The organism is Mesorhizobium sp. USDA 3734 (assembly GCF_056279665.1).
This window is the reverse complement of sequence record NZ_JBWCCW010000001.1, coordinates 4,664,715-4,678,431: the sequence shown is the minus strand read 5'-3', so window position 1 is coordinate 4,678,431 and position 13,717 is coordinate 4,664,715. Positions and strand designations below refer to the sequence as shown.

Sequence of the window (13,717 nt, the reverse complement as noted above, 5' to 3'; positions counted from 1 at the left end):
GCAGGATACATCGGGTTCAAATGCCCGATCGTCCACAATCCTGCCAAGTTTAGCGTGGCCGACGAGCAAATTATCCGCGAGCAGTCCAATGAGCTCGCACGGTTTGCGAGAAAATTGCGGCACATCGCATAGAATGATGGCTACCATTCCTGCCGTCGCTATACCGAACACACAGCAGTCTACGTTTCCGAAGCGATGGGATCCGTTGATGGCACCATTCGCCTCGTGGAGAAGAACATCGCCATAAATGAACTCGCCATCGTAGACGACCCGGAGACGCCACGGCCCTGATGTTAAATCCCACGTAGGGCCGGCAGCACGGGCGCGCTCGTATTCGTCGATACGAGATGTAACGGTCGTCTTGCTCTGCGGCCTCATGAAGCGGCAATTGAGGTTGCTCGATGACCATAACGCATTCCAGATCATCTCCTCTGCACATGCCAGGCTGTCGACCTGAACCTAAGTTCGGACGGGCTGCGATGGACGAAGAGGTTCCCGATCATCTCAAGAATCTCCTGCCACAAAGCTGGATCAGTCTGGCTGGGAATGTCGTGGGAGCCTGCCCAATAATTTACGTACTGCTCCTTCGACATCGGAATTGCTTCGGTAATTCCCATTGCGAGGCAATTGCCGAAGTTGGGGTGTTGGCCGAGCATAGCCTCGTAGGTATCCATCTGTGCCATTATCGGCGGCCGAGCGCGCCTAAGAGCCGGAGCCATCTGGCGGATGCGGTTTTCGATTTCGATGTGGAAAGGATCTGTGGTTAGATCAAGCAGATGACAGGTAATCGTGAAGTGCCCTTTTGGTTTGAGGATTCGGAGGCTTTCACGGACCGCCTCCTGCGTTTGAGTCCAATGAAATGAAGAACTGTAACAAACCCAGTCGAGCGATGAGTCCGAAAGGGTAGTGCTCTCGCCCGGCGCGTTTATCCAAGTAACATCCGAATACTTTGAACTGGAGCGGCTTCCGACCGCCACCATCTCAGCGTCTGGATCGATGGCGTACCCGCTTAGACCCAACTCCGCCAACGCATATGCAATCGCACCGGTGCCGGCGCCGATGTCGGCAAAAATTGGCTCCGCGGACGATCGACGCACATGATCGACAAGCCACTCGAGCAACAATCCCGAAAAAGGTGGGCGCTTCGTGTAGGAATCCGCCACGAGGGAGAAGTTTCCGAACGTCTGTTTGTGATGATGGGTCATGGAGTTACTCCCGCTCTTGTTCTGGTGATCTCCGGACAGCGGACCAAGTCGCGGCACCAAACTGTCGCTTGAATGTCGACCCTGCGTGTTTCGCCGTGGCTGCACCTAGGCACACGGAACCCGACATCGTGTTTCTGCACACGGTGCCCTCGAATGCGAAATGCCTAGTCATTGGGTCGCCGGCGACCTCGCTTATTAGCGATACTGAAGCACCGTGGATCTGCCCGCGTGCCGGGCCTGACGACAGATCGCCGAAGTGGCGCCCAGTAACATGGTTTCCAAGCTGCTTAAGGCACCACCGATGCTGTGATGCTCCAAATAGGAATGAAATCGCTATATCCCACGTGCCGTCGACATTTGCCGCTGGTTCCTCTGCCGATCGACTAAACTCATCAGGGGGGGTGGATAGACTGGCGATAATAGAATCCGCGACGATCCGCGCCTCGTCAATTGTGAGGTTCGTCGGATCGACGATAATTCGTCGTGGCCGAAGCCAGTAGTCATGTAGAATAATGCGCGGCCGAGCTTTCGATAGGCGGTCGGCTACCAGATGAGCCGTAGGCAGATGGTCCAGATCGGCCCAGGAGATAGCTAGCCTCGGATTGCAGAAAGCGCCATCCGGCTCAAGAATCTCGATCTCGACCAATGGGCTCAGCCGAAACTTTTCCAACATGGCATCGATACAATCGCGCCAACTCAACATTCTGCTGCTCAACTCGTCGTCTTGCACCCAGCGCTCCAAAGCGACATAGGCGGCGACCATTTCGTCCTTCCCGACTTTCATGGATCGGCCGAATGATTGGTGCGGTGGCCCGTTCAAAAAGGCGGCGCGGCAAAGCGCTTCGTCTCCAATAAGAAAGCCGGTCGACTGGGGGCCGCGGATATATTTGCCGCCTGAGTGAACGATCAGATCCGCGCCGCCGGCGAGCCACTCATTCGGGAATCTGGGGGCGAGCCCTGCCGCATCTACGATGAGAGGTATGCCCTGTCGCTTTGCGAAACTGGCGGTTTCTTCGAACGGAAGGGTTGAAACGGCAATATCGTGGCCGACCAAGCATATTGCGGCGGCTTTTTCCGAAGAATAGTTTCCAATCTCCAACGGGGTTTTGATTGGAGTAACTGAGCAACCCACGGCTCTGATTGCATGCTCGTAGGGCATTCGTTGATCATACGCGACCAAAACGGTCTTTCCAAAGTCGTGTGGCAGCAATAGCATTTTCTCGGGATTGTTCCCCGCCACGCAAGCCGCCACCGCTAGGCTCAAGGCTGCGACACTCCCTGCGGTCACGATCCCCCATTCTGCGCCCGTCAGTCGGGATAGACGGCGCGCGATAGCCTCCTGCAGTTCGTCGACGTCAACGAAGGCCTCACTCGCTGCCACCATTGCGGCCAGAACTTCGGCCGTCTGATTGCAACCGCCATAGCTGGTACGAACGCCGGTGCAATTGATTATCGGTTCGACCCCGAGGTCGCGATAGATCCAGCCTGGAGACCGGGCTGCCGGCGCTGAGCGTCCCTCCCCGAGTGGCAAAATTCCGGTCAGAGCGCTGCTCATATCAGCGTCCCCGCGACCAGCGTCTGAGATATCGAAGCATGACATTTCCCTCAACCCGTCCTTTCAATGGTGGGCGCGGCCTCTTTCATGTCACCTCCATCTTTCGCTCCATCGAGCAATATCAAACTCGGCATGGTAGTCGGCCGGCAGATCCTGTCGCCTTGCGACGAGGGAGCGCGCAAGAACCGTGCCAGCCGCAGGAGGTGCCCCCGGGTCGCAATTTGAGATATATTCAAAGGCTTGAATGCGAGTGCAGGAAGCCGGGACGAATGCAACTGTGTCGCAGAGTCAACAAACCGGACACCAGGTGTCCCTTAGCGCGGCCTATTCCAGCGTTGATGGACCGGGGGCCGAAGAAAGACGCGCCTGAAACCTCGCTTTAAGGGCGGGTATGATCAATGTCCTCCCTCGATGCGCAGTCGCGTGCCACACTGTTTGCGCCACCCGAAGCGTATGAAGAGGCCTTGGCGCGCTATGCGCTTTCGGTCGAGGATATTGCGTTCCCCAAGGGCATTGCCGTTCGCACAGCCGGTTGGAATTTGCGATCCAGCTTGCGTTGGTCCGGGACTTGGGGCGGCCTCTGCGGGCGGACGAAGCTCCGTCCTCAGGCAACTATCTCGGTAGTCGCCGATCAGCTCTGCCGTTTTCAGCCGCTATGCGCGACGTGAAGAAACATGCCGGGAACATGCGCGCGAGATCATTGCCGCTCTTGGGCTGCGAGATGTCCGGGCGATCGACTACCGTACTCTGGTCACCGTGGCAGCACGCGAGGCGGCCGCTACCGAGAAGGGTTTGCCGATCGCACAGGCGGTATCAAGGCGCTGAAGGACGGGGAGCTCCTGGCCCGAACTGCTGATACGCTTGGCGATGGCCGGTCGGGCAGCGGCGCTCAGGCGTTCTTATCGTGAGTTGATCCGGGGGTTGGGCCACCCCGCCGTTGAGGTCCTTGACCAGCTTGTCGCTGACCGGGTTGGAGACCGAAGCCAACTCGTTTGGATCGCGGAAGCGCCTGAACGGGCGAAGCTGAATAATCTCGAGCATTAAGCGCCCGCCTTGAGGTTTTGCGTTCCGCCGCTACCTTTGAGCAAGCGAAACGGAATCCAGTCCGCCGTGGCAGATGACGAGAGTCTTCATGGTTAGAGTCCTGCGCGATCGCTTGATCGAGATGTTCTCTGAAGGCGGTTGGCTGAGCGCCACGACGACCATCCCGCATCCGAATTAAGCGAATCTATCGTCCCCTTCGCCGAAGACGGCATCGACAACCTTCGCCACATCGTCAACGAGCGCAGGGCTCCCGGTCACGGTCCGCCAAGACCTGCCGAGGAAATCGCCCGAGACCATAGCCAACGCGGTCTCGGCCGTACTCGGCCGTATGGATACGCTGGCATTGCACTTTTCTTCTGAGCGCTACACTTCGCTGTGTGAATTTCGCATAAAGCCCGCAATTCGTAGCTCTTTATGCTGGGGCTTCCACGGCCTCCAGCCCAAGTTCGACTGGATCGGGGACCGTCGTTGCGAAAATGTCGAGATAGTTCCGCCGTTTCGTGGGTGATGCTTGGTCGAGCTTTTCGACTTTCTGAGAGACCGTCTGCTTGAGGCGTTCAGCGCTAGAGCACGTCCTGTTTAATCCGGTTCATATCCTGCGGCTTTGAAGTAGTTGGCACATTCGGCTGGGGTGAAGAGGTCAACGACCGCGCCGACCGCGTCCCACAGAGCCTTGATGGTTCTCTCGGCCTTTGCTCGCAGCAGCGCCTTGAGTTTGGCGAAGGCGTTCTCAATCGGATTGAAGTCGGGACTGTAGGGCGGCAGGTAGAGCAGGCTCGCGCCTGCGGCCTCAATCGCGTCGCGCACGCCGGCGGTCTTGTGAGCGGGCAGGTTGTCCATGACAACTACGTCGCCCTCCGCCAATGTCGGGACCAGCACCTGCTCGACATAGGCCAGGAACACGTTGCCGTTCATAGCGCCGTCGTAGACGAAGGGCGCAGTCATGCCCGTCAGCCGCAGCGCTCCGGTGAAGGTCGTGGTCTTCCAGTGATGGGGTGGACGCCCCCCGACGGCATCGATGTGCCAGAGTGGAGGTGTTCTCAGCCACTCAAAGGAGGCGCCAATGACGGAAGTTAGCACCATCGGCCTGGATCTGGCCAAGAATGTCTTTCAAGCACACGGAGCGAGCTCTGCCGGAGCGGTCATCTTCCGTAGGAAGCTGCGGCGCGACCAGGTGCTGGCTTTCTTTGCCATCCAACCACCGTGTTTGGTGGCAATGGAGGCGTGCCCGGGTGCCCACTATTGGGGTCGGGAGATCGGGAAGCTCGGCCACACCGTGCGGCTGATCGCACCCGCCTATGTGAAGCCTTTCGTCAAACGGCAGAAGAACGACATGTCCGATGCGGAGGCGATCTGCGAGGCAGCGCAGCGCCCGACCATGCGCTTCGTAGCTGTGAAGAGCGAAGCCAAGCAGGCCTCCGCCGTGATCTTCCGGACCCGTGATATCCTGGTCGGCCAGCGCACTCAACTCATCAACGCGATCCGCGGCCATCTTTCCGAATACGGCCTGATCGCGCCGCAAGGACCTTTCCATGTCGGACGCCTCATCGCTCAAATCGAGGATCCCACATCGACTGTGCCGGAAGCTGCTCGCTCCTGCCTTGCCCTCCTCGCCGAGGGGTTGCGCCATCTGCAGAACCAAATCGCCGCGCTGGATACGGAGATCTCTGCCCGCGCCAAAGCCGACGACGCGACTCGGCGTCTGATGAGCGTGCCTGGGATCGGCCCCCTGATCGCCACCGCCATCGAGGCGCTCGCGCCGCCAGCGGAGACGTTCCGATCGGGCCGTGACTTTGCTGCCTGGGTCGGATTAACGCCGGTTCAGCGCTCTACGGGCGGCAAGGAACGACTTGGCCGAACATCTCGGATCGGAGAGCGCACACTGAGGCGGCTCCTTATTATTGCAGCCAGCGCCGTGGTGCGGTGGGCTAAGCGCAAAGGGGTGCCTAAAGGATCCTGGCTCGGCCGGATGCTCGAGCGCAAACCGCCGATGTTGGTGATCGTGGCGCTGGCGAACAAGAACGCCCGCATAGTCTGGGCGCTGTTGACGAAGGGAGAAAGCTATCGGGCTCCGGTCGTGCCCGCTTGAGCGGGACGGGCGCGAGGCCGTTGACGGCGTGAGGAGGTCAAAGGACAGGTATGGCGCAACGTCGGTGAGGCGGGATCAGGAGAACCAGGCGCATGGGGAGCGCTTCGAGCGCGTTCCAGTGATGTGGACCTGATCCTCGAACTCCCATACGGGCCCGCGGCCATGACGAGCCGCAAGAGAGGCCGAACACATGGCAGCACCCGATCACGCGCAACAGCCTGTACCAAAGATTCTTCTTGCGTCCGAGGGGGCGTCCACACATGGCCATGCGGCACGCCGGCCCGGCAGCGCTCGCCGCGCGGCGCTCTTCCACGCAGGCGGGCCATCTTTGTGGAGAGGCCGGTCTCGTCGATGAATACGAGCTTCGCCGGATCGAGATCGAGCTGACCGTCGAACCAGTCCCGGCGCCGCTTCAGCACGTCGGGGCGATCCTGCTCCAGTGCGTGCGCGGACTTTTTTTGAATGTCCAGCCGTGGCCGCGAAGCCAGGCGCTCAAGGCGCTGCGGCTGATCCGCACCGACTGCTCGGCGACCAGCCGCTCCACCATCTCGTTCAGCGTGATGTCCTTGCGTTCCTCGATCAGCCCGACGATGAAGGCTTCATGCGCATCGAGGCTGGAGGCGCGGCGGCGGCCCTGCGGGCGTGGTGCCAGTTCGCCGATCTTCGCCCGCGCAATCCAGCGGATCGCGCTGGACACTCCCACGCCGAACCGCTTAGCCGCTTGCCGCGCCGACATCCCCTCGTCCGAAGCCTTCAAAACCCGCGATCGAAGATCCCCGCTCAATGCTCTTCCCATCGTCCACCTCCATCGAGGTGGATGTTGAATCAGCACAAAACGCAGCTGTCACATCACAATCGATTCATCGATCACAGGATGTGCTCTAGGTTTCAAGCTTTCTTCGACACCTTTAATTCGCGCGTCGATAGCCGCTACGTCCGCTGTCGCCTCCGCTCCGTTTCCAGATCCGCCACTCGACGCCTTAGCGCGTTTCGGTTGCGGCAGGCTGACTTACACTGTAGGCATCACCGCAGCGCCGTTGAATGGTGATGACATTCTCTTTTCGGAATCAGCCATCCTGGCGGTCGGGACCCCGACTAGGGCCCGATTGAACTCGGCGCCTTTGACGCCTTGGTGCGTGTCGAAGGGCTACTGCCTCAGCAAGAGTCTATTCACGAACGCGATTAGAGAACTTGCTGAGACACGATCTCCCGTTCGCAACGCTGCTGGCTATGCAAGCTCTGCTGCACCGCCCCAACACACTGGCGCATGGTTGGTCGTTTTGCGCAAACCCCTTCGACTACTGGGCTCCTCCAACCATTTGGGACATGGATGGATCTAATCCAAACAACTAATTTTACCGATCTATGAAAATGCCGCATAGCACATCCCTGCGGTGCGCCATGATTTCTGCGCGGATATCGGTCCGGATGCAGACTCGTAGGGCTGCGCTTGAGATTCATAACATTGGTCTGCCTCTTGACGAGGACGACTGCGTTGATGGGAGTCCCTCCGACCTGGGTTGGAGCATTTGAACGATTCGCAGGAGCAAACAAATGCACGTTCTCGATATTAACCACGTGACCCAGATCTTCGTGAAATCGTTTGGGCTGGTTGTAATGTTCGCAACCTTTTGCGCCGCGCTGGAGCTAACCTTTCCGGCTTATCGATACAGCTTCGCATCATACGTTCGCGGCGTACGAAATTGGATTATTCGTCTCGGATTCGGTGCTTTTATCTGGCACTTCTACGCTGTGAGCTTGGCCTGGTTAGGGATAAAGCCGCTCGTGACGATCAATTTCGGTACGTTGCTTCACTCTGACAACGTAATCATCAGCAATGGATTGGCCGTCCTTTCAGGGGTTTTGGTCGCGATTGCGGGCGACTTCTTCTACTACTGGATGCACCGCGCTCAGCATGCTGTTCCATTCCTCTGGCGCATGCACGCTACTCACCACTCGATCCGCGAATTGACGGCATGGAATTGCCATCATCACGTTTCCGAGCCACTCGTTTACGCAGGTCTTGTGGCACTACCACTCGCGCTGTTCCACTTCGAATCTGGCGTAGTGCCCGCTGTTGCCATGACCCTGATTACTTTTCAGGCCCATCTTTCACACTCTAGCACCCGCATCAATCTTGGGCCGCTTCGATACATCATTGGCGACAATAAGTTCCACCGCATTCACCACTCGTTGGAGCCGCATCACCGGAGCCGAAACTACGGGTTCTTTACAACTATCTGGGACACGATTTTTGCAACGGCATACTGGCCAAAAAAGAACGAGTGGCCGGAAGTTGGCCTCCGAAACCAGCCCGAGCCGCTCACCGTGCGCGATTACGTTATGTTCCCATTTGATCGACGTCGCTGGCGTAAAGCTAAGTCGGAAGTGCTGTAGGAGGCTGGGAAACCAGCGCAGGTTGACGACAGCGCCGCCGCTCATCCCACCAATGGTATCCATGTTCACTTCAATACATGGCGATGCCATGCGCTCGCGGCAGGCGAGTTGCTGGGCATGTCGCAGCGGCAATTTCGCCGCTACCGCGACCGTTACGAAGAGGCTGGGGAAGTTGGGTTGCTCGACCGGCGTTTGGGCAAGATTTCGACGCGCCGGGTGCCTGCGGAAGCGATTGAAGAGATGCTGGAGCTTTATCGTCATCGCTACCTTGGATGGAATGTGAAGCATTTTCACGAGCACCTGCTGCGCGATTACGACTTCAGCTGGGGCAACACCTTCATCAAGACGCAGCTTCACGCGGCGGCCTGGTGGGACGGGCCAAGCGGCGCGGTGCTCACCGGCGCAAGCGGGAAAGGAAGCCGTGCGAGGGGATGATGCTGCATCAGGACGGCAGCCGGCATACCTGGTTGGAAGGCCAGCCGATGCTGGATCTGATCGTGACGATGGACGACGCGACGAGCACGCTCTATGACGAGCACGCTCTATTCAGCCTTATTCAGCCTTCCTGATCGAGGAGGAAGGCACGGCGTCGAGCTTTCAGGGACTTCTGGAGACCTTGGTCGCCAAGGGACTGCCGTCGAGCCTCTACACCGATCGCGGCAGCCACTATTTCGTGACGCTCAAGGCCGGGGAGCCGGTCGACAAGAGCCGGCTGACCCAGGTCGGGCGGGCGTTGCGGCAACTGGGCATCGAGCATATCCCGGCCTATTCGCCTGAAGCCAGGGGCCGCTCCGAGCGGATGTTCTCCACTTTGCAGGTCGGCTGCCTAAGGAACTGGCACTGGCCGGCATTGCTGATATCCAGGCCGCCAACCGCTTCATCGCACAGACCTACCTGCCGGCTCACAATGCCCGCTTCGCCAGGCCGGCCGCGGTCGAAGACAGCGCCTTTGTCGCCGCCGACCCGCAACAATTGGCTCAGATCCTGTGCCTTGAGGAGGAGCGCGTCGTTGCCCGCGACAACACGATCGCCTTCGCGCTGCTGCGATTGCAGCTGCCGCAGAGCCCGTCCGACATCACTTCGTCAAAGCCACGGTCAAGATCAGGCACTACCCGGATGGCACGCTCGCGGTCTTCCATGGCCCTCGCCGCATTGCTCGATACATGCCTGACGGCGCCGCAATCCAAGAGACCTGCCGCACAGGGCAAGCCGCGTGAACCGCTCCGACGCAAAACTGAAGCGGACAATTGATGTGCTACCAAAACCAGACAACTTGAAAAGCTACCGACAGACGAACGAGGGGGCGGACGAGGAGAGGGCGAAGAGCAAATATTTGAAGCAATCTCCTGCCTGCCAACTGGTTTTGTAGGCAAACCGCCCGCGAGAGGGTCCACGATCCGGCGGTTTCGGCGTTCTTGCCGCGGTGGGTGGCGCATTTCCGCAACAGGTGCGGTCAGCCGCTACGCGTCTTTCGACTAAGCTCTGGGCCGACTTTCGTCTCTGTGTGGAATGTGAAATTATGTGAAATTGATGGCCGAGCAGTCGGCCAGAATCGACGGCCAGCCGAACAGTCTTGAGCTTTTTTGCAATTCATCCCTAACCTGAAGTTGCATCGCTAAAAGGAGCACTTATCGCTTCGGCAGGCACTTGCAGACCATGATCGGAATGTCGTCTTAAGGACGATGTTCCCCTCGGGTTCGGGTAGCCTATCGAAGCGAAATCTTCGATTCCTTATTTCCGTGAGCCCGATATCGTGATGAAATATGCAGACGTTGAACCAGACCTTAAAGACGAAGTTCCATGGTCGGACAGCCTCACCGCTTACGACAAGCAGCACGTCACGACTTACCTGAGGTTCCTGGATGCCTCCGCCGACGATGCCATTTATGAGGAGATGGCGCGGGTCATCCGCGCGAAGCCATCTTGATCGGGCGAACTGGATGATGACAACCGGTTACAAGGAGTTGTTGGCGTAAATGAGGGTGAACGGGCGGCGACACACTCTGCTTGTCAGACGTGATTAGGCGTCCGCCACAAGAACGGTGTGACATCCGGGGCTGCGGGAATGTAGGCTTCCGCTGACGTCTATTCATTGTCAAACTCCGCTCTTCGTACAGGCAGAAGATTCGCTGCGCCGATGCGTCTGTGCGTGGCCATGCAGGTCAGCGGCGGCCGCTCGTGCCTGGCCGGCGCAGCAAGACGGGGGTGGCGGGTCAAAGCCGGACGATGTCCCAACGATTTTTCCTCGCAATCGTGTCGATTCGCCACTTGGTGAGCCCCGCGGCAGCGGAGTCGGCTTGCTCGCATGGGGACATCACGCCGCTACTTTTCTCTTGAAATCGTCATCGCCCTGACAAGACATTTTGCAACGGTCAACGGGTGTCGAGGCGCCTGTTCACGCCACTAGCTGTTCAGCAGGTCGGGAGGATCGAATGAACCCTGAGGCTTTCAGGCCGCTCTTCGTCAGACGTGCAGCGTACATAATGCAAGAGATTGCCAGTCTCGCGGACGCTGTCGATTTCCTCAATGAATGGCCACCAGATCGCAGAGACCTGATCCACGAAGCCGCCCTCAAGGCGTGCTATGATGCATACGACGGGCGAAAGCCTGTAAGTGCAGCGCGCAATGCTTTTTTCGGCTTTGCGAAGCGGGCCGCCATATTGGAGGATGCAACCTCCGCCATGCAATGGCTCGCTGCCTGCAAGTCGGGCAGCGGAAAAGAGCGAGCCTAGGCGTCGGCGACTCCCGCGAGGCTGGCGCGGGGCTGGTCAAGAGGGCATTGTCGACATTCAGGCAGCGCTACCGGCTCGGCTCGGCAAAGAAGTCGAACTGGGCCTCTTGACGCATGATCGCATTTGGAGGGCGGAGAGATGACCGGCTTGAGGAGATTTGACAGGCCGGTTGTTGTCCGGGTTGGCCGCCACAGCACAGAGCGTATGATGTTCGATGTCAATGAGGCGGCCAATATCCTGCTGCGTGATCTTCATCGTGAGATCGAGAAACGGTGGGTAGCGATGGACGCCTGTCTGCAGGTATTGCGTGGTGAGGCTCATCCACCAGCTGCTCAAAGAGCTTTTGTGGCAGCCGCGCTTGAAGCAAAGATCCTGCGCAGCGATTAAATGCTGGGACGATGGCCCAAGGATTCGTTCATCTTCGCGTCGGGACAGCTCTCGCGCAACCGAGTGAGCACGGTGTGGTTCACCCTGTCACCGTGTTCCTTCAAGCTGGGCGCTTGTTTTCATGGACAGGCGAGCGCGCCCAAACTGGTTTCGCTACCGAGCGAAAGTGCAGGCACAAAATCCGGTTGATGAGTTCATCCCCGCCAATGCTGATCTTGAGAATCTTCGTCCGCGCATCTGGCCGAACTATTGCGCATCGACCCAATGCTCACGCGAATTCTTTCACCAGAATGATCAGCGGTAAGCGAGAACGTTCCGCCATGCCAGGAGGAATTCGATATTATCCATTTGCAGTAGAAGTTTCTTCGCGCCAAGGCTCTGGCGCAATTTGAAAGGCACAAGCCGCTGGCGGCGGACTGCCCACCTTGCTGCGCGCAATAATATTCTCTCTGGCCCTGAACATTCGGATTTGTTTGACTTTCAAATCCGTGGCTTCGGCGGCATTGCGAACAGCGCAGAGTTCCTCTCGTTCCAAGGCTTAGCATGGCGTTTCGCCTCTTCGTCCCAATCCTCGCCGGCGCGACCTTGCGCGTGCGGTTGCTCGCCTGCATCGGCGCCACGATCAGTATTGCGCTGACCAGTGTGATCAGCGGGCTTGCTATAGGCAGCGGGCCACATGTGGCGCTGCTGGTGGCCCCTATCGGCGCATCCGCCGTGCTGCTCTTTGCTGTGCCGTCGAGCCCGCTCGCGCAGCCTTGGCCGATCATCGGCGGCAATTCGATCTCGGCACTGGTCGGCGTGACCGTGGCGCTTTTCGTGCACGACCCGGTAATCGCGTCGGGCGTCGCTGTGGCGCTGGCGATCGCCGCCATGTCATTCACGCGTAGCCTGCATCCGCCAGGCGGTGCCGCGGCGCTGACGGCCGTGCTCGGCGGACCGGCCGTGCTCAGCTTCGGCTTCCTGTTCCCGTTAGTGCCGGTGGCGCTGAACTCGACAATTTTGGTGGCGCTCGGCCTGCTCTTCCACCGGCTGTCGCGGCGCAACTATCCGCATGCCCATGTACCCGCGGCCAGCACCCACGGCACCGCAGATCCACCGGCCACGAAGCGCGTCGGCTTCCGTCCCGAGGATGTCGATGCGGCACTCGCCGCTTTGGACGAAACTTTCGACATTGGCCGCGAGGACCTCGAGAGGCTGCTGCGGCAGGTCGAACTGCACGCCATGGTGCGCTCGCACCGAACGCTGCTTTGCCGGGACATCATGTCCCGTGACGTGATTTCGGTGCCGGAAAATGCCACCGCCGAGGAGGCCCGAAAGCAGCTTCCCGACCACAACATCCGCACCTTGCCAGTTGTGGATGCCGAGGCAAAGCTGGTCGGCGCCGTCGGTCTGCGCGAGCTGACGCGAGCGACCGACACGGTCAAGGGCGTGACGTCGAAGGCAGGCACCGCCCCGCCCGACACGCCGGCGATGAGCCTCCTTCCCGTACTTACCGACGGCCGCAGCCATGCCGTCGTCATCGTCGATGCCGAGCAGCGCATCCTCGGCCTGATCACCCAGACCGACCTGCTGGCGGCGGCGGCGCGCCTGCAGACGGCAGACGAGTCGCCGCTCAAAGCAGTAGCATAGCGGCCATCCGAACATCGCAGGTTCAGACCCTTCTGCCGGCAGGCGCATCCAATCTTCGGATGAACACTGTTTGAGTAGAGACCGATGAGAAAGTCGGCAATACCCACGGTCGCGCTTGCTAGGACCGATGATGGCATGGCCGCCGCCATGGCGCAGGTGCGCGCCATTTGAAGCGCGAGGCGGATGCCTTCCAACCCCATATCAAAACTCATAACCAGTTGCTCTACCGTCCACCGCATTGGCATGCCTATTGCGCAATGACGCCGAGGCCGAGGACATCTTGCAGGAGGCCTGTGTTGGGCCTTAGCCCATCTTAGCGCCTTTCGCGGCGATGCCTTCCTGTCGGCCTGGTGGCGCATAGTCATCAATGAGGGCGCGGTCGGCTACGCGAGCGCAAAGCCGCGTGGCAATGTCCGACAACCCGGAGTCGCAGATCATCGGGTTTCCACTCAAGGAAGACCCTCATTAACTGCAAAGCGACACCAAGACGGTGGCCGCTGTAATCCGCGCGCTTAAGGCGACGTCGTGATCGGGCCGACGGGCGTGGTCAAGGTCATGGTGGCCACGAAGCCGGTCGACTTCCGCAATTATGTGGAGCGCCGGATTATGCGGAGTCCGCGGCGGTAATTCCTTGCCACCTGCGGTATTTGAGCAGCGATTACTCAACATATCTGCCGAT

At 59.3% G+C, this 13,717-nt stretch carries 11 protein-coding genes and 2 pseudogenes; 9 read left to right on the top strand and 4 right to left on the bottom strand.

What is annotated here, in order from left to right:
- Nucleotides 1-422: 422 nt before the first annotated feature.
- Both ACZ89F_RS22665 and ACZ89F_RS22660 read right to left on the bottom strand, forming a co-directional pair.
- Nucleotides 423-1,205 (bottom strand): class I SAM-dependent methyltransferase, encoded by a 783-nt coding sequence (locus ACZ89F_RS22665; RefSeq protein ID WP_476094329.1) that lies wholly within the window; start codon nt 1,203-1,205, stop codon nt 423-425.
- Nucleotides 1,206-1,209: 4 nt separating this feature from the next.
- Nucleotides 1,210-2,760 (bottom strand): hypothetical protein, encoded by a 1,551-nt coding sequence (locus ACZ89F_RS22660; RefSeq protein WP_476094328.1) that lies wholly within the window; start codon nt 2,758-2,760, stop codon nt 1,210-1,212.
- A gap of 630 nt (nt 2,761-3,390) precedes the next feature.
- Between ACZ89F_RS22660 and ACZ89F_RS22655 the strand changes: the two genes are divergently transcribed.
- Complete coding sequence (locus ACZ89F_RS22655) at nt 3,391-3,585, top strand: DUF4158 domain-containing protein (RefSeq protein WP_476097340.1); 195 nt, start codon at nt 3,391-3,393, stop codon at nt 3,583-3,585.
- Between the two features lie 798 nt (nt 3,586-4,383).
- Here ACZ89F_RS22655 and ACZ89F_RS22650 read toward each other — a convergent pair.
- Nucleotides 4,384-4,806 (bottom strand): annotated as a pseudogene (locus ACZ89F_RS22650) (IS630 family transposase); the annotation flags it as partial.
- A gap of 61 nt (nt 4,807-4,867) precedes the next feature.
- On the opposite strand from ACZ89F_RS22650, the gene ACZ89F_RS22645 reads away from it, so the two are divergent.
- Nucleotides 4,868-5,893 (top strand): IS110 family RNA-guided transposase, encoded by a 1,026-nt coding sequence (locus ACZ89F_RS22645; protein WP_476094326.1) that lies wholly within the window; start codon nt 4,868-4,870, stop codon nt 5,891-5,893.
- Between the two features lie 260 nt (nt 5,894-6,153).
- On the opposite strand, the pseudogene ACZ89F_RS22640 reads toward ACZ89F_RS22645, so the two are convergent.
- Nucleotides 6,154-6,689 (bottom strand): annotated as a pseudogene (locus ACZ89F_RS22640) (helix-turn-helix domain-containing protein); the annotation flags it as partial.
- A 758-nt stretch (nt 6,690-7,447) separates the two neighbouring features.
- Here ACZ89F_RS22640 and ACZ89F_RS22635 point away from each other — a divergent pair.
- The 7 genes from ACZ89F_RS22635 (at nt 7,448) to ACZ89F_RS22605 (ending at nt 13,038) form a co-directional block, all read left to right on the top strand.
- Nucleotides 7,448-8,290 (top strand): sterol desaturase family protein, encoded by an 843-nt coding sequence (locus ACZ89F_RS22635; RefSeq protein ID WP_476094324.1) that lies wholly within the window; start codon nt 7,448-7,450, stop codon nt 8,288-8,290.
- Between the two features lie 108 nt (nt 8,291-8,398).
- On the top strand, nt 8,399-8,725 hold the full coding sequence (locus ACZ89F_RS22630) for a helix-turn-helix domain-containing protein (RefSeq protein WP_476094322.1): 327 nt from the start codon (nt 8,399-8,401) through the stop codon (nt 8,723-8,725).
- Nucleotides 8,722-8,859: a hypothetical protein gene (locus ACZ89F_RS22625; RefSeq protein ID WP_476094320.1), complete on the top strand. Its 138-nt coding sequence runs from the start codon at nt 8,722-8,724 to the stop codon at nt 8,857-8,859. Before ACZ89F_RS22630 ends, ACZ89F_RS22625 begins: the two co-directional genes overlap by 4 nt.
- Nucleotides 8,860-10,046: 1,187 nt before the next feature.
- Entirely contained in the window at nt 10,047-10,217 is a 171-nt protein-coding gene (locus tag ACZ89F_RS22620; protein WP_476094318.1) for a hypothetical protein, read from the top strand.
- A 505-nt stretch (nt 10,218-10,722) separates the two neighbouring features.
- Entirely contained in the window at nt 10,723-11,022 is a 300-nt protein-coding gene (locus ACZ89F_RS22615; RefSeq protein ID WP_476094316.1) for a DUF982 domain-containing protein, read from the top strand.
- Between the two features lie 138 nt (nt 11,023-11,160).
- A complete protein-coding gene (locus tag ACZ89F_RS22610) occupies nt 11,161-11,409 on the top strand; it encodes a DUF982 domain-containing protein (protein ID WP_476094314.1) in 249 nt (82 codons plus the stop codon).
- Between the two features lie 543 nt (nt 11,410-11,952).
- A complete protein-coding gene (locus ACZ89F_RS22605; RefSeq protein WP_476094312.1) occupies nt 11,953-13,038 on the top strand; it encodes an HPP family protein in 1,086 nt (361 codons plus the stop codon).
- The last annotated feature ends 679 nt before the right edge of the window (nt 13,039-13,717 follow it).

Coding starts and splice junctions, on each gene's coding strand:
- ACZ89F_RS22665 (WP_476094329.1), bottom strand. CDS start 1,205: ATGACCCATCATCACAAACAGACGTTCGGAAACTTCTCCCTCGTGGCG.
- ACZ89F_RS22660 (WP_476094328.1), bottom strand. CDS start 2,760: ATGAGCAGCGCTCTGACCGGAATTTTGCCACTCGGGGAGGGACGCTCA.
- ACZ89F_RS22645 (WP_476094326.1), top strand. CDS start 4,868: ATGACGGAAGTTAGCACCATCGGCCTGGATCTGGCCAAGAATGTCTTT.
- ACZ89F_RS22635 (WP_476094324.1), top strand. CDS start 7,448: ATGCACGTTCTCGATATTAACCACGTGACCCAGATCTTCGTGAAATCG.
- ACZ89F_RS22625 (WP_476094320.1), top strand. CDS start 8,722: ATGATGCTGCATCAGGACGGCAGCCGGCATACCTGGTTGGAAGGCCAG.
- ACZ89F_RS22620 (WP_476094318.1), top strand. CDS start 10,047: ATGAAATATGCAGACGTTGAACCAGACCTTAAAGACGAAGTTCCATGG.
- ACZ89F_RS22615 (WP_476094316.1), top strand. CDS start 10,723: ATGAACCCTGAGGCTTTCAGGCCGCTCTTCGTCAGACGTGCAGCGTAC.
- ACZ89F_RS22610 (WP_476094314.1), top strand. CDS start 11,161: ATGACCGGCTTGAGGAGATTTGACAGGCCGGTTGTTGTCCGGGTTGGC.
- ACZ89F_RS22605 (WP_476094312.1), top strand. CDS start 11,953: ATGGCGTTTCGCCTCTTCGTCCCAATCCTCGCCGGCGCGACCTTGCGC.